At 72.6% G+C, this 19,245-nt stretch carries 17 protein-coding genes; 8 read left to right on the top strand and 9 right to left on the bottom strand.

Annotated features, from left to right (window positions below):
• Window positions 1-62 precede the first annotated feature (62 nt).
• On the bottom strand, window positions 63-254 hold the full coding sequence (locus ACW14Y_RS25765; RefSeq protein ID WP_456983617.1) for a DUF397 domain-containing protein: 192 nt from the start codon (window positions 252-254) through the stop codon (window positions 63-65).
• On the bottom strand, window positions 247-1,110 hold the full coding sequence (locus ACW14Y_RS25760) for a helix-turn-helix domain-containing protein (protein ID WP_380436535.1): 864 nt from the start codon (window positions 1,108-1,110) through the stop codon (window positions 247-249). The genes ACW14Y_RS25765 and ACW14Y_RS25760 overlap by 8 nt, the downstream gene beginning before the upstream one ends.
• A gap of 312 nt (window positions 1,111-1,422) precedes the next feature.
• Between ACW14Y_RS25760 and ACW14Y_RS25755 the strand changes: the two genes are divergently transcribed.
• The 3 genes from ACW14Y_RS25755 to ACW14Y_RS25745 are packed head-to-tail and all read left to right on the top strand — an operon-like array spanning window position 1,423 to window position 2,224.
• Window positions 1,423-1,788, top strand: coding sequence for an ATP-binding protein (locus ACW14Y_RS25755; RefSeq protein ID WP_340631300.1), 366 nt, complete (start codon window positions 1,423-1,425; stop codon window positions 1,786-1,788).
• Window positions 1,785-2,018, top strand: a complete 234-nt coding sequence (locus tag ACW14Y_RS25750; protein WP_456983616.1) for a hypothetical protein — start codon at window positions 1,785-1,787, stop codon at window positions 2,016-2,018. The genes ACW14Y_RS25755 and ACW14Y_RS25750 overlap by 4 nt, the downstream gene beginning before the upstream one ends.
• Window positions 2,015-2,224: a hypothetical protein gene (locus tag ACW14Y_RS25745; RefSeq protein ID WP_456983615.1), complete on the top strand. Its 210-nt coding sequence runs from the start codon at window positions 2,015-2,017 to the stop codon at window positions 2,222-2,224. The genes ACW14Y_RS25750 and ACW14Y_RS25745 overlap by 4 nt, the downstream gene beginning before the upstream one ends.
• 1,515 nt (window positions 2,225-3,739) lie before the next feature.
• On the opposite strand, the gene ACW14Y_RS25740 is transcribed toward ACW14Y_RS25745, so the two are convergent.
• Window positions 3,740-5,407: an NlpC/P60 family protein gene (locus tag ACW14Y_RS25740; protein WP_456983614.1), complete on the bottom strand. Its 1,668-nt coding sequence runs from the start codon at window positions 5,405-5,407 to the stop codon at window positions 3,740-3,742.
• Between the two features lie 413 nt (window positions 5,408-5,820).
• Here ACW14Y_RS25740 and ACW14Y_RS25735 point away from each other — a divergent pair, with 413 nt between their 5' ends.
• Both ACW14Y_RS25735 and ACW14Y_RS25730 read left to right on the top strand, forming a co-directional pair.
• The gene (locus ACW14Y_RS25735) at window positions 5,821-7,005 is read left to right on the top strand and encodes an inorganic phosphate transporter (protein ID WP_380309998.1); all 1,185 of its coding nucleotides are present in this window, start codon (window positions 5,821-5,823) and stop codon (window positions 7,003-7,005) included.
• A 29-nt stretch (window positions 7,006-7,034) separates the two neighbouring features.
• Window positions 7,035-7,289: a hypothetical protein gene (locus ACW14Y_RS25730; protein ID WP_360014872.1), complete on the top strand. Its 255-nt coding sequence runs from the start codon at window positions 7,035-7,037 to the stop codon at window positions 7,287-7,289.
• Between the two features lie 374 nt (window positions 7,290-7,663).
• Here ACW14Y_RS25730 and ACW14Y_RS25725 read toward each other — a convergent pair whose 3' ends face one another.
• A complete protein-coding gene (locus tag ACW14Y_RS25725; RefSeq protein ID WP_380393947.1) occupies window positions 7,664-9,217 on the bottom strand; it encodes an MDR family MFS transporter in 1,554 nt (517 codons plus the stop codon).
• Window positions 9,218-9,345: 128 nt separating this feature from the next.
• Window positions 9,346-9,819: a MarR family winged helix-turn-helix transcriptional regulator gene (locus tag ACW14Y_RS25720; protein WP_456983613.1), complete on the bottom strand. Its 474-nt coding sequence runs from the start codon at window positions 9,817-9,819 to the stop codon at window positions 9,346-9,348.
• 111 nt (window positions 9,820-9,930) lie between these two features.
• Here ACW14Y_RS25720 and ACW14Y_RS25715 point away from each other — a divergent pair, with 111 nt between their 5' ends.
• On the top strand, window positions 9,931-11,028 hold the full coding sequence (locus tag ACW14Y_RS25715; protein ID WP_380436525.1) for an ABC transporter permease: 1,098 nt from the start codon (window positions 9,931-9,933) through the stop codon (window positions 11,026-11,028).
• Between the two features lie 16 nt (window positions 11,029-11,044).
• Here the strand turns inward: ACW14Y_RS25715 and ACW14Y_RS25710 are convergent, their stop codons facing one another.
• The 4 genes from ACW14Y_RS25710 to ACW14Y_RS25695 all read right to left on the bottom strand — a co-directional run bounded on the left by ACW14Y_RS25710 (window position 11,045) and on the right by ACW14Y_RS25695 (window position 16,439).
• Window positions 11,045-12,259: an ROK family transcriptional regulator gene (locus tag ACW14Y_RS25710; protein ID WP_380310004.1), complete on the bottom strand. Its 1,215-nt coding sequence runs from the start codon at window positions 12,257-12,259 to the stop codon at window positions 11,045-11,047.
• A gap of 130 nt (window positions 12,260-12,389) precedes the next feature.
• Complete coding sequence (locus ACW14Y_RS25705) at window positions 12,390-12,875, bottom strand: GtrA family protein (RefSeq protein WP_380309990.1); 486 nt, start codon at window positions 12,873-12,875, stop codon at window positions 12,390-12,392.
• Window positions 12,876-12,972: 97 nt separating this feature from the next.
• Window positions 12,973-15,411, bottom strand: a complete 2,439-nt coding sequence (gene lon / locus ACW14Y_RS25700) for an endopeptidase La (RefSeq protein ID WP_380393939.1) — start codon at window positions 15,409-15,411, stop codon at window positions 12,973-12,975.
• 212 nt (window positions 15,412-15,623) lie between these two features.
• Entirely contained in the window at window positions 15,624-16,439 is an 816-nt protein-coding gene (locus tag ACW14Y_RS25695) for a rhomboid-like protein (RefSeq protein ID WP_380309986.1), read from the bottom strand.
• Between the two features lie 549 nt (window positions 16,440-16,988).
• Between ACW14Y_RS25695 and ACW14Y_RS25690 the strand changes: the two genes are divergently transcribed.
• Both ACW14Y_RS25690 and ACW14Y_RS25685 read left to right on the top strand, forming a co-directional pair.
• Window positions 16,989-17,726, top strand: coding sequence for a response regulator transcription factor (locus ACW14Y_RS25690; RefSeq protein ID WP_093864899.1), 738 nt, complete (start codon window positions 16,989-16,991; stop codon window positions 17,724-17,726).
• A gap of 89 nt (window positions 17,727-17,815) precedes the next feature.
• Window positions 17,816-18,946, top strand: coding sequence for a sensor histidine kinase (locus ACW14Y_RS25685; RefSeq protein WP_380309984.1), 1,131 nt, complete (start codon window positions 17,816-17,818; stop codon window positions 18,944-18,946).
• Window positions 18,947-19,245 lie beyond the last annotated feature (299 nt).

The following is a 19,245-nucleotide window of genomic DNA, read 5'->3' as shown; positions in this document are numbered from 1 at the left end:
TCAGGGACGGCGGCATGTAGGTGGGTGGCCCCTCGCTCGCGCCGAGCGAGGGGCCAACGAGATCACGCGGGCTGGTCGAGATCGCCGGCCTTGATGGCCTCGAGGAGGTCGGCGAAGGTAGCGGGAGACGCGTGAACCATGGCGCTGGGGTCATCGGACTCGCGCAGTTCAACCGCCCCAACGCCTACGCGGACCTCGATGCACTCGTTGTTCGCCGCGCTGTAACTGGACTTCTGCCATATTGCGTCAGGCATAGCTGGCCTCTATTTCCTTCATGAGGGAACGGATAAAGTCGCGCGATCCGTCCTCGGAGAGCGCAGTGGAGTCCAGCCGGTCAAAGATGATCCGCTGCTTAGCCAGATCTGCCGGGGAGTCGAAGAAGATCGTCCCCTGAGACACGTCCATCTGAACAGTGTCCAGCTCGGGTACCAGCCCCTTGGCGAAGGTGAGGTTCTCGCCGGATCCCGGGAAGGTGTCAAGTGCGAACGGCACCACCCGAACAGAGATCCCCGGCTGAGTGGAGTCCTCAATCAGAGCCTCAAGCTGCTGGGCGAGAACCCTCGGACCCCCGAACTGCATACGCAGAGCTGCTTCATGGACATACGTCCGCAACGGCGTCCTGCCGGAGCGGACGATCTGCTGCCGCTGGACCCGGAAGGCAGTCCTGATGTCGATCTCGGTTCGGGACAACGGCGGATAGATTCGCGTGAAGACAGCGGAGGCATAGGTACCGGTCTGCAGAAGCCCCGGGATGTAGGTGGTGGTGCAGATGGCGATCTCCTGAGCATGCGCCTCGACCTCGGCCACCTCCAGGAAGTCCGTCGTCAGCACCTCGCGATAGTTCTCCCACCAGCCCTTTCCACGTTCACCGATGATGCTGGCAAGCGCGTCGATCAGCGGCCGGTTGGCGCAGTTGCAGGCTGCAGCGATGGTGTTCAGCCGCTCTGCACTGATGCCGATCCGCCCGGATTCCATTTGCGTGACCTGGGCAGGGCTCATTCCGACGGCACGGCCGAGTTGGGATCCGCCGAGGCCTGCCTGCTCTCTCATCCTCCGCAGCTCCGTTCCGAGCCTGCGTTGACGGATGGTCGGGTTCGGGCGTGGAGGCATGGCTTCCTTCCGGGGCGCGGTCGGGCCAAGTGTGCCGCGCCGTTCGGGCGATGGTCCACCAGAGTGCGATGTTCCAGCCGCCGTTACCCCTCACGGGTGAATATCTCGCGAGCGTAAAAAATAGATACTGCAGTGGGCTATGGTCTACCTCACAGCGATCCGACGGATCGTCAGTAACGCCTGTTCATACGGGCAGTAGGCGCATGCTGCCCTTTTGCACCGCAGAGCAGCCGGGTCCGGACCCGGCCTCGTTCACGGTGGCGCATCCGTCGACGTTTCCTCCCTCCCTGCCCCTCCCCCTGGAGGTTCGCCATGCGTGCCTGCAACCCGCCCGACTGCTCCGCCGTCCGGGCCGAACTCCGCTCCGTCCTCCACACCGCCGGCTGGCGGCCGGACGCCATCGCCGACGCCGAACTCGCCTTCCAGGAACTGTTCGTCAATGCCTGGCAGCACGGCCGCTGCCCCGCCCCGGCCGTCCTGGTCTCCCTGCGGCCGACCATCCTCCGCGTCGCCGTCTGCGACGACTGCCCCGACCTCCCCGAACCCCGCATCTCCGCCGACCCCTACGCCGTCTCCGGACGCGGCCTCCACCTCGTGCGCGCCCTCGCCGACCGCCTCGGAGTCGACCCCACCAAGACCGGCAAGGTCGTCTGGTTCGAACTGGACTTCGCCGCGTGAACGCCCCCGTCGACCCCCACGACCCCTACCTGCGCACCTACACGGAACCCGAGGTCACGGCCCTCCTCCTCGAACTCCACGAGCGCGGCAGACCCCTCGGCCTGCGCTGGGGCTCCATCGCCGTCTCGGACCCCACCATCGACGGCCGCCTCCTCGTCGACTTCGGCGACGCCCCCGTCTCCACCCTCCTCAACCTCCTCACCCTGCTCCGCGAGACGGCCCCGGGATGAGCCGTTTCCTCGTCGGCGCCGCCTTCGCCGTCCTCCTCGCCCTCGCCATCGCCACCGTGATCACCGGCGTCGTCACCGCCCTCAAGATCGGCCCGCCCCCGCCACCGATCACCCGCCACGGCCACTGGGAAACCCACACCCTCCCCGACGGCACCACCGAACACACCTGGACCGCCCACCAGACCGACAGTCGCATACCCCAGTAGCCCTCCCCGGAGTGGGAAGTCGGACCACCGACTTCCCACTCCACCAACAGCACCGCCCAGTTCCGGCAGCTCCCGTGCGAGCAGCAAGAGAGCCACCGAAGAAGGCCCCCGGAGTGGGAAGTCGGCGGCATCGACTCCCCACTCCCGCTGACCTCCGGCCCCACCCGAAGGAACAGCGTCAGCGAACAGCTGCCCACGGGCAACGGCGTTCCGGTGGCCCCCTTGCCGCGCAAGGAGGCCACCGTGGCGGAGTAGGAAGTCAGCCCCGCCGACTTCCTACTCCGCCCGGCCCTCGCCTCAAGCAGCTGCCTCTCGCTCGGGCCGGGCGAGAGGCAGCCGGCCGAGGTCGGGTGATGTGGAGTGGGAAGTCGACCAGTCCGACTTCCCAGTTCCCGTGCGGCGCGGCTCAATCCCGGTGGCTCCCTCGCGAACAGCAGGGGAGCCACCGAAGAAGGCCCCCGGAGTGGGAAGTCGGCGGCATCGACTTCCCACTCCCGTTGACCTCCGACCTCGCCGGAAGGAACGGCGTCGGCGAACGGCTGCCTGCGGACAGCGGTGTTCCGGTGGCCCCCTTGCCGTGCAAGGGGGCCACCAGAAGAGGAGGTAGCAAGCTCGCCCGGACACGCACCCGACCAAGCCGGACAGCCCCGAAGACGGAGTGGGAAGTCGAGGGGGCCGACTTCCCACTCCGTCCCCAGGGCTTGGAGGACTTCTCATGGCCCTCCCCGAAGCCCGACAAGAGCCCTCGCCCTGCTCCGGTGGCTCCTTGCGCGGCGCACGGAGCCACCGGAAGAAGACTCGGACGCAGGAAGTCGGCCCCGCCGACTTCCTGCTCCGGCCGGCCCCGGCATGAGCAACTACCCCTCGCTCGGGCCGAGCGAGAGACAACCGACCGAGGTCGGGTGAAGTGGAGCGGCTCGCTTGCGGTAGCTCCCTTGCGAGCAGCAAGGGCGCCACCGAAGAAAGGCCCAGAACCAGGAAGTCGGTCTCGTCGACTTTCCACTCCGCCCCGTCTTCGACCTGAGCGCCCACTCCCGCTCGGGCCGGGTGAAGGGCCGGCCAGCTGCGGTCGGGTGATGTGGAGTGGCTCGGTTGCGGTGGCTCCCTTGCCTCTCGCAAGGGAGCCACCGAAGAAGAACCCAGGCGCAGAAAGTCAGCCTCATCGACTCCCTGCTCCGCCTGGCCTTCGACCTCAGCTGGGCTGCCCCTCGCTCACGCCGAGCGAGGGGCAGCCCAGCTGAGATCAGGTGATGTGGAGTGGGAAGTCGGCCGCTCCGACTTCCCACTCCCCCGGCGGCACGGCTCGGCCCCGGTGGCTCCCGGGAGCAGGAAGTCAGCCGTGTCGACTTCCTGCTCCGCCTGCTCATCACCAGGAGGAACGGCGTCGGCGAGCGGCTGGCCCAGGTCGGGTGAGGTGGAGTGGGAAGTCGGAACGGCTGCCCCCTGACAACAACGGAGGCCGGGCTCCGAGAGGGTCTCTCGAAGCCCGGCCTCGGCCGTGGTCCGTGCTGGGTGTCAGTGCTGGTTCGGCGGGAGGGTGCCCGTGCTGGTGCCGGAGGCCGTGGCCGACGCGGTGCCGGAGGCGGTCGCCGCGGCGGAGCCGGAGGCCGTGGGCGAGCCGGTGCCGGTCGGGGTGCCCGTCGGCGTCTCGGTGGGCGTCCCGGTCGGGGTACCGGTCGGCGTTCCCGTCGGGGTGCCGGTGGGCGTCCCGGTCGGCGTCCCCGTCGGGGTGCCCGTAGGCGTCCCGGTGGGCGTCCCGGTCGGCGTTCCCGTCGGGGTGCCGGTGCCCGGGTCGGTCGGGACCCCGGTCGGCGTCCCCGTCGGGGTGCCCGTCGGCGTCCCGGTCGGTGTCCCCGTCGAGGTACCCGGGTTGGTCGGGTCGGGCGTGCCCGGGGTGACCGGCGTGCCCGGGGTGGTGACCGGCGGGGTCGGCGTCCCCGGGAGGGCGGGCACGACCGGCGGCACCACGGTGCCCTCGGGAACCGGCGGCTGGTTCAGCGGGCTGGACGCGATCGGGGTGACCGCGTCCCAGCCGGCCGGCAGGTCCGGCACCTTCCAGGAGCCGCCCGCCTCGTCGGCGGCACCGCTCGGGTCCGGCCGGACGGCGCCGAGGACCGGGTTCGCCCCGATCGGCCCGACCTTGACGTACGAACCCGGCCGCGGCGCGTGCACGACCAGCCCGCCGCCGATGTACATCGCGACGTGCGTGGCGCCCTCGAAATAGATGACGAGGTCGCCGGGCCGCATCTGGTTCAGCGGGATGTGCTGGAGCTGCGCCCACTGCTCCTGGCTGGTGCGCGGGATCGGCTTGCCGGCGTGCAGCCAGGCCTGCGAGGTGAGCCCGGAGCAGTCGAAGACGTCCGGACCGGCGCCGCCCCACACGTACGGCTTGCCCAGCTGGGCCAGCGCGAAGGCGACGGCGGCCCGCCCGGCCAGCGACGGCGTGCGCTCGCCCTGACCGAGCACCCCGGAGGCGAGCAGGGCAAGCTGGGCCTCGTCGGCCTTGGCCTTCTCGACCTGCTCCAGCTCGGCGCGCTGCGCCCCGGTGAGCGAGGAGACCAGCTGCTCGACGGCGGCGAGGTCGGCGGCGACCTTGGCCTTGGCGGCGTCCTGCTGGCCGACCAGGGTCTGCGAGGTGCTGAGCGCCTCCTCGTTCTGCTTCTGCAGCACGCCCAGCGCGTCGCGGTCGGAGGTCAGCTTGGCGAGGAACTCGTTCTGCGAGCGGCTGGCGGTGGCGAGCAGCTCGGCGATGGTGACGGCCTCGTACGGGTCCTTGGAGAGCAGCAGCTCGGCGTAGGCGGACGCGGAGCCGTTGCGGTACTGGGCGGCGGCGAGCTGCGCGGCGAGGTCGGTGCCGGCGTCGACCTGCTTCTCCTGGCGGTCCACCTTGGACTTGAGCTCGGCGAGCGAGGCCTGCTGCTCGGTGACCTTGGCGACGGCCGCGTTGTACTGCTCGGTGGCGGCCTCGGCGCCCTGGTAGAGGGACTGCAGCTGCTCCAGCAGCGGGCCGAGGGTGGCCTTGGCGGCGGCGAGCGGGTCACCGTTGGGGTCGTTCACGGGCGCGCCGGGCGCGGTGGCTCCGGGGGTGGGCTGGGCCGGGTCGGCCCAGGCCGCGCCGGCGGCCAGCGGCAGCGCCAGCGCGGCGGCCGCGAGCACGGCCCCGCAGCGCAGTGCGGCCCGCACCCAGGCCGGCCGTCCGCCGCCGCGGTTGCCCGCCCGTCGTCCGTCCGTCCGTTCCGTTCCTCGTACCCCGCCGCCCATAGGTCCCGTCCTCCCCTAAGCCCACGCTCCGGGGTCGCCGGACCTCCGCAGATCCTGCCATGGGTTACTCACGGGAAACAGACCGCACCCGTACGGCTCGATGAATTTTTCGCCCCCGGTGTGAGGCAGCTCTCAGCAAAACGGGCGAACCGGGGCAGATCTCCACTAATGTCCAGCTCAGCACGGTGGGCAGCACCCCCTGGAAAGGTCCCGGCCACCCCCAAGTCACCATCGGAACTACGATTCCGATGCCTGTTCACCTTCCGTTCATCCAGGATCCCTACCGTCGCGAACAACGCCAACGTCTGTGCGACAACTACGACGATTGTTTGGGTATGGAACACATCTCGTTCCTGGTGGCCGTTGTGATCATCACGGCGCTCGCCTTCGACTTCACCAACGGGTTCCACGACACCGCCAACGCGATGGCCACCTCCATCGCCACGGGAGCCCTCAGGCCGAAGGTCGCGGTCACCATCGCGGCCGTCCTCAACTTCGCGGGTGCGTTCCTCTCCGTGAAGGTCGCCACCACCATCTCGGGCGGCATCGTCAACGAGAAGGCCGGCATCCATCCGGAGATCATCTTCGCCGCACTGGCCGGCGCGATCCTCTGGAACCTGCTGACCTGGCTGCGCGGTCTGCCGTCGAGTTCCTCGCACGCGCTCTACGGCGGCCTGATCGGCGCCACCGTGGTCGGCGTCGGCGTCAACGGGGTCAACTTCGACACCGTCGTCAGCAAGATCCTCATCCCGGCCGTCGCCTCCCCGCTGGTGGCCGGCCTGGCCGCCTGGGGCGCCACCAAGCTCGCCTTCGCGATCACCCGCAAGGCCAAGGGCGAGACCGTCGGCAAGGGCTTCCGCACCGGCCAGATCTTCTCCTCCTCGCTGATCTCGCTGGCGCACGGCACCAACGACGCCCAGAAGACGATGGGCATCATCACCCTGACCCTGGTCTCGGTCGGCGCCCTGCCGAAGGGCGCGCTGCCCCCCACCTGGGTCATCGTCTCGGCCGGCGCCGCGATCGCGGTCGGCACCTACATGGGCGGCTGGCGGATCATCCGCTCGATGGGCAAGGGCCTCGCGGACATCACCCCGCGCCAGGGCTTCGCCTCCGAGTCGGCCGCCGCGACGGTCATCCTGACCTCCTCGCACATGGGCTTCGGCCTCTCCACCACCCAGGTCTGCTCCGGCGGCATCATGGGCGCCGGTCTCGGCGGCCCGAAGGCCGAGCTGCGCTGGGGCCTGGTCCGCCGCATGGTCTACACCTGGGGCCTGACCCTGCCCGCCGCCGCCACCGTGGGCGGACTCGCGGCCTTCCTGGCCGAGCAGGGCAACTGGGGCGTGGCGCTGGTCGGCGTCGCCCTGGTGGCCGGCTCGGGCGCGATGTGGGTCATCTCCCGCCGCCAGCCGGTCGGGGCGGACAACGTCACCGCCGACGACGTCACCGACGTCACCCCGGTCGAGGTCGGCCCGGCCGCGTCCGCCACCCCGACCCCCGCCTCGACCACGGTCGCGGCCTGACCGCCGCCGGCTGAGGAGCTCGAAACACCATGCACATCAAGTGGAACGCCCTGGCCCAGACCGCAGGTGTCAGCTTCGGCATCACCGTCGCCGTCGTCGCCGTCTTCGCGCTCGGCATCCTGGCCCTGTCCCGCCGCGAGGCCTCGCTCACCGCGCAGCGCGAGGCGGCCGGACCGGGCGCCCCGGCGAACGGCGGCAAGCTGGCCCTGGCCGGCGCCTACACCTGCTTCGCCGTCTGCGGCGCGGCCGTCCTCTACGGGCTGTCGCTGATCGCGGGCAAGTAGCCCCGCGGCGCAGGAGCCACGCAGCACCGAACGGCCGGAGGGCCGGGAGTGGACCACCACTCCCGGCCCTCCGGCCGTTCTCCGTACCTGCCCCGGCCGGACCCGACAGCCGCCGGACGGCCCTGCCCCTCCGCTCCCGTTCCCGGCCCGGCCCGAACGTCCGCCCGCCCGCCCGCCCGCATGCATGCCGACCCGCGCAGGCCCCGGACCCGCACGCCGGGGGGCCGTTCCCGCACCCGTCCCGGGCGCCCGCCCGGGCGCCGCGCACGACCCGGGCGCCGCACGACCGCACGGGGCTTCCAACGCCGAACGCCAGCCCGGCAAGCGGGCGGGCGTCCGGCCGGACCAGTCCCGAGCGGACCAGCCCGGGCGCATCAGTCCTGAGCGGTCCGCAGCACCGTCTCCCGGATGAACAGCACCGTCACGAAGGCCAGCAGCGCGAACGGCGCCGCGACCAGGAACACCACCCCGACCCCGTGCCCGAAGGCGTCGGTGACCAGCGGCACCAGCGGCGCGGGCAGCTTGTGCAGGTCGGGGATGCCCCCACCGAGCGCGCCGCCGGAGGCCGGCACGTGCGCGGCGGCCAGGTTCTCGGCGAGGTAGTGGCCGACCCGGTTGTTCATCAGCGCGCCGAGCGCGGAGACGCCCATCGCGCCGCCCATGGTGCGGAAGAAGGTGACCACCGAGCTGGCCGCGCCGAGCTCGGCGCGCGGCACGGTGTTCTGCACCGCGAGGACGAGGTTCTGCATGGTGAGACCGAGGCCGACACCGGTGATCGCCATGTAGACCGAGAGCAGGCCGTAGGCCGTGTCGGCCCGGGCGGTGCCGAGCAGGGCGAAGCCGACGGCGAGCAGCAGGGTGCCGGCGACCAGGTAGGCCTTCCACTTGCCGTACTTGGTGATCAGCCGGCCGGCCACGGTGGACGAGACGGCCAGTCCGAGGATCATCGGCAGGGTCATCAGGCCGGCCACCGTCGGGGACTTGTCCCGGGCGAGCTGGAAGTACTGGCTGAGGAACGTGGTGGCGCCGTACATCCCGATCCCGACCAGGACGCTGGCCAGCGCGGACAGGGTGACCGTCCGGTGCCGGAACAGGTGCGGCGGGATGATCGGCTCGGCGGCGCGGCGCTCGACCACGACGGCGAGGGCGCCGAGCAGCAGTCCGCCGCCGACCATGGCCGCGGTCTGCCAGGACAGCCAGGCGTAGTTCTTGCCGGCCAGGGTGATCCAGATCATCAGCAGGCTGACCGCGCCGGTGATCACCAGCGCGCCGAGGTAGTCGATCCGCACCTTGCGCCGGACCACCGGCAGCTTCAGGGTCCGCTGCAGCACCAGGATGGCGGCCAGCGCGAACGGGATCCCGACGTAGAAGCACCAGCGCCAGCCGAGCCAGGAGGTGTCCACGATGACGCCGCCGATCAGCGGGCCGCCGATGGTGGCGAGGGCGAAGACGGCGCCGAAGTAGCCGCTGTACCGGCCGCGCTCGCGCGGCGGGACCATCGCGGCCAGGCAGATCTGGGCGAGCGCGGTGACGCCGCCGGCGCCGATGCCCTGGAGGGCGCGGCAGGCGATCAGCTGGCCGGTGTTCTGGGAGAAGCCGGCCAGCGCGGAGGAGGCGATGTAGATGACCAGCGCGATCTGCAGCAGCAGCTTCTTGCTGGCGAGGTCGGAGAGCTTGCCCCAGATCGGCGTGGAGGCGGTGAGGGTGAGCAGGGTCGCGGTGATCACCCAGGTGTAGGCGGACTGTCCGCCGTGCAGGTCGGTGAGGATCCGGGGGAGCGCGTTGGAGACGACGGTCGACGAGAGCACGGCGACGAAGAGGCCGAGCAGCAGGCCGGAGAGCGCCTCCATCACCTGCCGGTGCGTCATCGGTTGGTCGGTGGCGGCGGCGGCTCCGGTCGAGGCAGTCGGGGTGGCGGTGGCGGTCATCAAGGTCCTTCGGGATAGTTGCCTGACGCAACCATAGGACTAGATGGTTGACTTGGGCAACATTCTTCAAGAACAAGTAAAGCCCGGACCGACCCACGGCCCGGGCTCCCGAAGGACCGCTCCGGCACTCAGGAGCTCGGCACGGCCGCCTCGCCCACCACATCGTTGAAGCGGTGCAGCAACTCGGCGAAGCGGACCACGTCCTCCTCCGACCAGCCGGCCATCAGCTCCCGCACCCGGTCCATCCGCGCGTCCCGGGCCGCCAGGAACCGCCGCCGGCCGTCCTCGGTGAGCGACACCAGCGCCGAACGCCGGTCCAGCGGGTCCGCCTCCCGGGCCAGCAGGCCCAGCTCCTCCAGCGCCCGGATCTGCCGGCTGATGGTCGCCTTGCCGACCGCGAAGTGCACGCCGACATCGGTCACCCGCACCGGACCGGCCTGCTCGACATGGCCCAGCAGGCTGTACGCCATGCCCTCCAGCTGCGGATGCACCCGCCGGGACAGCTCCGCCACCCGGGCCCGGCCGCGCCGGAACAGCACCCCGACCTCGCGCTCCACGGCCAGCAGGGGCTGCTCGTCGCGCTCCTCGTTCGGCACCTTCACCGCGCCAGTATCCCGCAGCCGCCCCGGGCCGCTGCGGCGCGGGAGAAACACAGAGGAAACTAGTTCATGCTATTAAGTATCCGGTTTCCCCCGATACACAAGGAGATGTGCATGACCTCCGCCCCCGGGCAACAGGCAGGCCAGGAACCGACGCAGGAACCCGCGCGGGCATCGGCGCCGGAGCCGCGGAAGGGCTTCGTCGCCGAGCTGAAGGGCGCGGTCACCCCGCGCGCCGCGATGCTGGTCATCGGCGTGCTGCTGCTCCAGCTCGGCTTCGTCACCTCGTACGTGGGCGCCCTGCACCACCCCGTCCCGCACGAGCTGTCGATCGCGGTGGTCGCCCCGCCGCAGGTCGCCCCGAAGTTCGTCCAGGGCCTGGAGTCGGTCCCGGACCAGGCCGTCAAGGCCGTCACCGCGCCGGACGCGGAGACCGCCACCGAGCAGATCAAGGACCAGAAGGTCTACGCCGCGCTGGTGGTGAACCCGGCCTCCACCGAGGACGTGCTGCTGGTCGCCAACGCGCGCGGCCCGTCCGCCGCCCGGGCCGCCGAGAGCATCGTCACCGGCCTGGAGAAGACCCAGGGCCGCACCGTGAAGGTCGAGGACGTGGTGCCGCTCGCCAAGGGCGACGCCAACGGCCTCTCCTCCTTCTACCTGGTGATCGGCTGGTGCGTCGGCGGCTACCTGGTCGCCTCCATCCTCGGCGTCAGCGCCGGGGCGAAGCCCGCCAACACCAACCGGGCGCTGATCCGCCTCGGCACGCTGGCGGTCTACTCGGTCGCGGCCGGCATCGGCGGCGCGATCATCGTCCAGTCGGTGCTGGACGCGCTGCCCGGGCCGTTCTGGTCGTTGTCCGCCGTCGGCGCGCTGGTGGTCTTCGCGGTGGGCGCGTTCACCATGGCCCTGCAGTGCCTGTTCGACATCATCGGCATCGGCGTCGCGGTGCTGCTCTTCGTGGTGCTCGGCAACCCCAGCGCGGGCGGCGTCTTCCCGCCGCCGCTGATGCCGCCGTTCTGGCGGGCGATCGGGGCCTGGTTCCCGAACGGCGCGGGCACCGACGCGACCCGCTCCATCGCCTACTTCGACGGCACCGCGCTGACCCGGCCGCTGCTCGTGCTGCTCGCCTGGGCCCTGGCCGGGATCGCGGTGACCTTCGCCGCCGTGCTGCGCCGGCCTTCGCACCGCAGCCGCGAGCTGGTCGAGGGCTGACCACAGCTCCTGGCCCTCAGGCCTCCAGTCGGCCCGGATCGGCGAGCACCGACCGCACCACACCCGCCGCGGCTCCCAGCAGGGGGCCGCGGCGGCCCAGCCGGGAGACCGTCAGCCGCTCGTCCGCCCAGGGCCGGACGGTCACCCGGGCGGCCAGCTCGCCCCGCATCGCGGGCAGCAGCCAGGGCGCCAGCTGCGCGTAGCCGCCGCCCAGCACCACCTCCGCCGGGTCCAGCAGGTTGACCGCGCCCGCCGAGGCGATCCCCAGCGCGGCGCCGGCCCCGGCGAGCGCCCGCCGCACCTCCTCGTCCCCGGCCTCGGCCCGCTCGGCGAGCAGCGCCACCCAGTCGCCCCGGAGGCCCTCCAGCCCGGCCGCGCGCAGCACCGCCGCCTCCCCCGCGTACTGCTCCAGGCAGCCGTGCGCCCCGCAGGCGCAGCGCGGACCGTCCGGCCGCACCGGGACGTGCCCGAGCTCGCCCGCGAAGCCGCGCGCACCGCGCAGCAGCCGGCCCTCGACGACGATCGCCGAGCCGATCCCGGCCTCGGCGGAGACGTGCAGGAAGTCGGCCGGTCCCCCGCCGAGCCAGCGTTCGGCGAGCCCGCCGAGGTTGGCCTCGTTGTCTGCCCGCAGCGGCAGCTCGGCCAGCTCCCCGGCACCGGCGGCGCGCAGCGCGAGCCGCAGCTCGGCGGCGAGCGGCACCTCCTCCCAGCCCAGGTTGGCGGCCCGCTGGAGCAGGGCGCCGTCGATCCCGACCAGCCCGGGCACGGCCAGGGCCAGCCCGGCCGGACGCGGTCCGGCCTCGGCGGCGGCCCGGCGGACCAGTTCGGCGAGGTCGGCCATCACGGCGGCGGGGCGCCGGCCCCGGTTGCGGATCTCCTGGCGCTGCCAGGAGCGGACCTCGCCGCGCAGGTCGACCACGCAGGCGCCCAGGTGCTCCACCCCGATCTCGGCGCCGAGGCCGCCGGGGCCGTCCGGGTTGAGCCCGAGCGCGGTGCCGGGGCGGCCGACCTTGCCGCTGGGCGCGGCCGGGCCCTCCTCGACCACCAGTCCGGCCCCGATCAGCTCCTCGGCGAGCGAGGAGACCGCGGCCCTGGTCAGTCCGGTCCCGGCGGCCACCTCGGCGCGCGAGCGCGGGGCGCGGGCGATCACACCGAGCACCAGCGCCAGGTTGGCCCGGCGCATCCCCTGCTGGCTCGCGGGCCCGGTCGGGGCGCCGTCCGTCTCACGCATCATCCTCACCCGCTCCGGCCGCGGCTCCCGGCCCTGACGAACCGAGGAGCCCTTCCGAGCCTAGGCCGAGCCGCCCCAGGGTGCCCCGGCCCGCCCCGGGGCGCCCCGGCCCGGCCCGGCCCGCCCGGGCTCAGGTCTGCTCCACCCGGGTGAAGACCCAGCGCTGCATGGCCCAGAAGCGGAACAGCATCGCCACGAAGGTGCCCAGCACCATCCCGCTCAGGAAGTCCGCCAGCTCCTGGGTGAACGGGCTGACCCAGGGCTCGCGCAGGTTCAGCAGGTAGCGCGAGGCGATCAGCGGCAGGTCGTTCACCGCCACGGCGACGGCGCTCACCAGGACGAACAGCAGCGGTTCGCGCCGGCGCCAGGAGGAGCGGAAGGACCACCGCCGGTTGAGCAGGTAGGAGAGGACGGTGCCGACCACGGTCGCCACGGTCAGCGCCAGCACCGGCATGTGCGGCATGACGGTCAGCCGCAGCGCGTAGTTGATCAGCACCGTCAGGGCGAAGCAGCCGCTGCCGACCAGCAGGAACTTCACCAGCCGCCGGTGCCGGACCAGGGCCGGTCGCACCCGGCCCGGTACCCGGGCCAGGGCGCGCTGGGTGAGGGACGGCATCTTCGCAGTCTGGCACGGCGCACGGAGCCCGTCCCGTCCGGCGAACCGGGCGGGACGGGCTCCGGGCGGGGCCTGCCGGGCCGGACCCGGCCCGGGGTCAGGCGACCGCGGCCAGCACCTCGGCCGGCTCCAGGGCCAGCCGCAGCACCTCCCGGACGTCGGCCACCGGGTGCACGGTGAGCCGCTCCAGCACCTCGGCCGGGACGTCGTCCAGATCGGCCTCGTTGCGCCGGGGGATGATCACCGTGGTGACCCCGGCCCGGTCGGCGGCGAGCAGCTTCTGCTTCACCCCGCCGATCGGCAGCACCCGCCCGGTCAGCGACACCTCACCGGTCATCGCCACATCGGCGCGCACCTTGCGCCCGGAGAGCAGCGAGGCCAGCGCGGTGGTCATGGTGATGCCGGCGCTCGGACCGTCCTTGGGGACGGCGCCGGCCGGGATGTGCAGGTGCACTCCCCGGTCCCGCAGCGAGGTGACCGGCAGCTCCAGCTCGGCCCCGCGCGAGCGCAGGTAGGAGAGCGCGATGTGCGCGGACTCCTTCATGACGTCGCCCAGCTGGCCGGTCAGGGTCAGCCCGGTGCCGCCGGTCTCGGCGTCGGCGAGCGAGGCCTCGATGAAGAGGACGTCGCCGCCGGCCCCGGTGACCGCCAGGCCGGTGGCCACCCCGGGCACCGCGGTGCGGCGCTCGGCGGGCTCCTGGGCCGCCTCCGGCACGTGGTGCGGCCGGCCGATCAGGGCGCGCAGCTGCTCCGCGCCGATCGCGGCGGGCAGCTCGCGCTCCCCCAGCTCGGTCTGCGCGGCGACCTTGCGCAGCACCCGGGCGATCGCCCGTTCGAGGTTCCGGACGCCGGCCTCGCGGGTGTACTCGCCCGCCAGCTTCCGCAGCGCCGGCTCGTCGACCGCGACCTCCTCGTCCTTGAGCCCGGCCCGCTCCAGCTGGCGCGGGAGCAGGTGGTCGCGGGCGATGACGACCTTCTCGTCCTCGGTGTAGCCGTCCAGGCGGACCAGCTCCATCCGGTCGAGCAGCGGCTCGGGGATGGACTCCAGCACATTGGCGGTGGCGAGGAAGACCACGTCGGAGAGGTCCAGCTCGACCTCCAGGTAGTGGTCCCGGAAGGTGTGGTTCTGCGCCGGGTCGAGCACCTCCAGCAGGGCGGCGGCCGGGTCGCCCCGGTAGTCGGAGCCGACCTTGTCGATCTCGTCGAGCAGGACGACCGGGTTCATCGAGCCGGCTTCCTTGAGCGCCCGGACCAGCCGGCCGGGCAGTGCGCCGACGTAGGTGCGCCGGTGGCCGCGGATCTCGGCCTCGTCCCGGACGCCGCCGAGCGAGACCCGGACGAAGGTGCGGCCCATGGCGCGGGCCACCGACTCGCCGAGCGAGGTCTTGCCGACGCCGGGCGGGCCGACCAGCGCGAGCACCGCGCCGCCCGCCCGCCGTCCGCCGCCCTTCGGGGCGACGGCCTCGTCCGGGGCGTCGGGCTGCCCCAGGAGCGCCTGCTCGGCCCGGCGCTTGCGGACGGCCAGGTACTCGACGATGCGGTCCTTGACGTCGGCCAGGCCGGCGTGGTCGGCGTCCAGCACCGCGCGGGCGCCGGCGATGTCGTAGCTGTCCTCGGTCCGCTCGTTCCAGGGCAGCTCCAGCACGGTGTCCAGCCAGGTGCGGATCCAGGAGCCCTCGGGCGACTGGTCGCTGGCCCGCTCCAGCTTGTCGACCTCCTTGAGGGCGGCCTCGCGGACCTTCTCCGGGAGGTCGGCGGCCTCGACCCGGGTGCGGTAGTCGTCCTCCTCGTCGGCCGGGTCGCCGTTCAGCTCGGCCAGCTCCTTGCGGACGGCCTCCAGCTGGCGGCGGAGCAGGAACTCCTTCTGCTGCTTGGCGACGCCCTCCTCGACGTCCTTGCGGATGGTGTCGTTGACCTCCTCCTCGGCGAGGTGGTCGCGGAGCAGGCCGAGCGCGTACTCCAGTCGCGCGACCTGGTCGGCCTCCAGCAGCACCTTGAGCTTCTGCTCGGCGGTGGCGAAGGGCGCGTAGCCGATGTTGTCGGCGAGCTCGCCGACGCCCTCGATCGCGGCCACCCGGTCGACGATCTGCCAGGCACCGCGCCGCCGCAGCCACTGGGTGGAGAGCGACTTGTACTCCTTGACCAGCTCGGCGGCCCGGCCGGCCACCGGGGTGCCGACGGAGGACTCGCGGAACGGCGTGGTCTCCACCCAGAGCGCGGCGCCGGGCCCGGTGGTGCCGACGCCGATCCGCACCCGGCGCACCGCGCGGACCAGTGCCGCCGGGTCGCCGTCCGCCAGCCGGCCGACCTGCTCGACGGTGGCGAGGGTGCCGGCCGCCGCGTAGGAGCCGTCCACCCTCGGGACCAGCAGCACCTGGGGCTTCCCGGCACCGCCGGTGGCCGCGGCGCGCGCGGCCTCGACGGCGGCGCGGACCTCGGCGTCCTTCAGGTCCAGCGGGACGACCATGCCCGGCAGGACGACCTCGTCGTCGAGCGGCAGCACGGGCAGGGTGAGCGGTGTGGACGTCGATGCCATGATCTCTCCCCAGTCAGTGAACTTGAGTCGACCTGACTAAGGCTTGGCGGCCCCCGGATGTTCCCCACCACCTGTTCGCCGTGAGCGAACGGAACGGGGTCGGCGCGGGCCGGCGCGGGGCCGTCAAAAAGGCCCGGTATGCGGACCGGGAAGCGGTCCCGGCGGACGGACCCCGGCCGCGCGGGCCCGGAGGCGGCCCCACCCGCACGGCCTCAGGAGCGGCCCGGCCACGCGGACCCGGGAGCGGCCCGGCGGACCGCGGACGCGGACGCGGAGGCCGGCCGGGACGACAGCTCGGCGGGCACCCCGAGCGGGGCACGGCGGGGGGCCCGGCGCGGCCGGTGGCCGTCCCAGCGGCGCAGCCACCGCCAGAGCGCCACCCCGGCCAGCAGCGCCGCCGGATGGCCGATCCCGGTGACGAGGTCCCGCTCGGTGGCGATCTGGTCCGCGATCAGCGCCACCGCCAGCGCGAGCACGGCCACGCGCCCCGCCGGCCGGAGCAGCCCGGCCAGTGCGCCGAGGCTGGCGAGCACGCCGTAGCTGACACCGATGTCGAGGTGGTCCATGGCGGCCGGCTCCATCCGCCCGGTCTCCACCGCGGCGACGACCACACCCTGGGAGAGCAGGGTGGCGGCGACGTGCCCGGCCGCGAAGACCACGGCCGCCCGGCCGGGGCCGACCCGGCGCTCCAGCGGCGCGACGGTGAAGGCGAAGGCCCAGAGATAGGGCATCCAGACCGGTCCGGCCACCCAGAAGCCGCTGAACAGCAGCGCGCGCAGCGGGTGCTGCAGAAGATTGTGCCCGTCCGAACTGGAGGCCTCCTGGAGCCGGAGCACGAGCTCCGGGTCGGCCAGTCCGGCGAAAGTCGTGGTGGCGCCGACCACGGCGAGGTAGCCGAGGGCGAAGGGATTGCGGCGCAGGGTCGGCACCCGGGCCAGGACCCAGTCGACCGCCCCGGTCCGCAGACCGGCCCGGAGCATCCCGTACGGCGGCCCGCCGTACCCGGCGGGCACCTGTCGATCCGTCATGCCGCCTCCGCTCCAACGCCCGCAGCCGTCACCCGCGCGTGTCCAACGTACCGGCGCGTTCCGGAAATCCCACCCCCACGAATTTGTCGTGGTCACGGTACGTCCGACAGCTGGGAGTCCGCTGGGAGAACGCCGTGAGGATCCGGGGTCCGAACGGGCCCGCATTGGTCCAGACCTTCCACCCCTTTCGGGGCCCCTTTCCGCCCTGACCGGCGGCTTGGTGTCAACTCATGTGCATACGTACCGTTACAGAGTGAAAAAACGCCGGGTAAGGTATCGGCCCGTGCCCACTTCCCGGTGGGCCGGAAAGCCGGTCCGAGCGACCGGTCCGTGGGCCGGAAATGTCCGGTCCACCTGCCGGGAATCACCTGCGGTCCGTACGCTGCGAGGTGTACGGGAGACGGAGAGCGGCCCACGCCCTCGCCGTCACCCCCGCACGCGACGGGACGGCGGACCCGGCACAGTCCACGACGGAACAAGACTACGAAGCGGAGCCTTCGCCATCCCCACAGGTGGCCGGCCCGCAGCCCTGGGGGCGGTGGCGTGACCGTGACAGAAATTCAGCAGGACAACCAGAACACCGGCGGCACGGTGAGCAGCCAGCGCAGAGTGCTGGTGGTGGAGGACGAACCCACGATCGCCGAGTCGATCGCGGCCCGGTTGGGCGCGGAGGGCTTCAAGGTGGCGGTGGCCCACGACGGCCCCGGCGCCGTCGACGGCTTCCACACCTGGCAGCCGGACCTCGTCGTCCTCGACATCATGCTGCCCGGCTTCGACGGCCTGGAAGTGTGCCGCCGGATCCAGGCCCAACGCCCGGTGCCGGTCCTGATGCTCACCGCGCGGGACGACGAGACGGACCTGCTGGTCGGCCTCGGCGTCGGTGCCGACGACTACATGACCAAGCCCTTCTCCATGCGCGAACTGGCCGCCCGGGTCAATGTGCTGCTGCGCCGCGTCGAGCGCGCCCAGCAGGCCGCCCGGACGCCCGCGCTGGGCAGCCTGCGCTTCGGCGAGCTGGAGATCGACCATGTGCAGCGCCGGGTCCGGCTGGCCTCGGGCGACGTCCACCTGACGCCGACCGAGTTCGACCTGCTCGCCTGCCTGGCCGCCCAGCCGCGCGCCGTGCTCACCCGTGAGCAGTTGCTGGCCGAGGTCTGGGACTGGACGGACGCGTCCGGCACCCGCACCGTCGACAGCCACGTCAAGGCACTGCGCCGCAAGATCGGCGCCAGCTGGATCCGCACCGTGCACGGTGTCGGGTACGCGCTGGAGGCACCGCTCTCGTAGCGGCACCACCCTCGGACACCGGGCCGCCGGGGGGCCCGTTGTCCCGAACCGCCGTGCGGCGGACCCACGCGGGGGACCACAGGGGACCAATGACCTTTCCACAGCAACGCAACGGGGACATCGACGGCAGTCGGCCGCCCACCCTGGCCGCCCGCGCCGCGAAACGGGTCTGGGCCGACATCCGGCCGCTCGACCCGGTCCGCTCCATCAAGGGCAAACTCGCCCTCCTGGTGATCGTCTCGGTCTTCCTGGCCACCGGCATGGTGGTCGTGGCGATCCGGTCCGAGACCCAGATCCGGATCATCATGATCTTCTCGATGATCGCCTCGCTGCTCTTCATGCAGTTCCTCGCGCACGGGCTGACCGCCCCGCTGCGCGACATGACCGCCGCCGCCCGCGCGATGGCCTCCGGCGACTACAGCCGCCGGGTCGAGGTGAACTCGCGCGACGAGATCGGCGAGCTCGCCGCGACCTTCAACCAGATGGCGTCCGACCTGGAGGCCTCCGACCGGCACCGGCGCGAGCTGGTCGCCAACGTCTCGCACGAGCTGCGCACGCCGATCGCCGCGCTGCGGGCCGTGCTGGAGAACGTGGTCGACGGCGTCGTCCAGCCCAACCCGGCGACCCTGGGTGCCGCGCTGGAACAGACCGAGCGGCTCGGCCGGCTGGTCACCCACCTGCTCGACCTCTCCAAGATCGACGGCGGCGTGGTCGACCTGGACGCGCGCCCGTTCGAGGTGCGCGAGTTCCTGGACGGCGTGCTGCGCGGGGTCACCGTGGACGGCGCCACGGCCGGCGGGGCCTTCTCCCGGCGCGGCGACGTCCGGCTCGCCCTGGAGGTCAGCCCGGCCGGGCTGACCGGCGTCGCCGACACCGAACGGCTGCACCAGGTGGTGGCCAACCTGGTCGACAACGCCTGCAAGCACTCCCCGCCCGGCGGCACCGTGACGGTGCGGGCCAGGCCCGACGAGGGCCCGGGGGCGCTGCTGCTGGAGGTCGAGGACGAGGGTCCCGGCATCCCGGCGGCGGACCGGGCCAGGGTCTTCGAGCGGTTCGGCCGCAGCGGCACCGCGACCGCGGCCGGGCCCGGCGCCGACGGCGGGACCGGCCTGGGCCTGGCCATCGCCCGCTGGGCGGTGGACCTGCACGGCGGGCGGATCGAGGTCGCCGAGGCGGCGAGCGGCTGCCGGATCGAGGTCCGGCTGCCCGGACCGCGCTGACCGCGCTCCGCGTCGTGGGTCCGGCCCCGGACCCACGACGCGGACGAACCAGCGGCCCGGGACACGGACGGACCGGCGGCACGGGACGGATGTCACAGATCCGACACAGTGCACAAAGAGGACCGACGCCCATCTTTGTCCGTTTTTGTCACACTTTGGATGGCGATCGGAAGCAGTCGGTTCCCCGCCGTTGTGGCTTTCTAACGCACATTTCCAGCCAAACCGCAGGTCAGGACTGTGATCTGGGCGACGCCTGCCCCCCGGGGACTGCGCGATCACTGATCGGAGGCGTAGCCTTA

The sequence above is a fragment of the Kitasatospora sp. cg17-2 genome (assembly GCF_054031055.1).
This window is presented reverse-complemented; position numbering and strand designations above follow the sequence as displayed.

Coding starts and splice junctions, on each gene's coding strand:
- ACW14Y_RS25765 (WP_456983617.1), bottom strand. CDS start 254: ATGCCTGACGCAATATGGCAGAAGTCCAGTTACAGCGCGGCGAACAAC.
- ACW14Y_RS25760 (WP_380436535.1), bottom strand. CDS start 1,110: ATGCCTCCACGCCCGAACCCGACCATCCGTCAACGCAGGCTCGGAACG.
- ACW14Y_RS25755 (WP_340631300.1), top strand. CDS start 1,423: ATGCGTGCCTGCAACCCGCCCGACTGCTCCGCCGTCCGGGCCGAACTC.
- ACW14Y_RS25745 (WP_456983615.1), top strand. CDS start 2,015: ATGAGCCGTTTCCTCGTCGGCGCCGCCTTCGCCGTCCTCCTCGCCCTC.
- ACW14Y_RS25735 (WP_380309998.1), top strand. CDS start 5,821: ATGGAACACATCTCGTTCCTGGTGGCCGTTGTGATCATCACGGCGCTC.
- ACW14Y_RS25730 (WP_360014872.1), top strand. CDS start 7,035: ATGCACATCAAGTGGAACGCCCTGGCCCAGACCGCAGGTGTCAGCTTC.
- ACW14Y_RS25725 (WP_380393947.1), bottom strand. CDS start 9,217: ATGACCGCCACCGCCACCCCGACTGCCTCGACCGGAGCCGCCGCCGCC.
- ACW14Y_RS25715 (WP_380436525.1), top strand. CDS start 9,931: ATGACCTCCGCCCCCGGGCAACAGGCAGGCCAGGAACCGACGCAGGAA.
- ACW14Y_RS25710 (WP_380310004.1), bottom strand. CDS start 12,259: ATGCGTGAGACGGACGGCGCCCCGACCGGGCCCGCGAGCCAGCAGGGG.
- ACW14Y_RS25705 (WP_380309990.1), bottom strand. CDS start 12,875: ATGCCGTCCCTCACCCAGCGCGCCCTGGCCCGGGTACCGGGCCGGGTG.
- lon (WP_380393939.1), bottom strand. CDS start 15,411: ATGGCATCGACGTCCACACCGCTCACCCTGCCCGTGCTGCCGCTCGAC.
- ACW14Y_RS25695 (WP_380309986.1), bottom strand. CDS start 16,439: ATGACGGATCGACAGGTGCCCGCCGGGTACGGCGGGCCGCCGTACGGG.
- ACW14Y_RS25685 (WP_380309984.1), top strand. CDS start 17,816: ATGACCTTTCCACAGCAACGCAACGGGGACATCGACGGCAGTCGGCCG.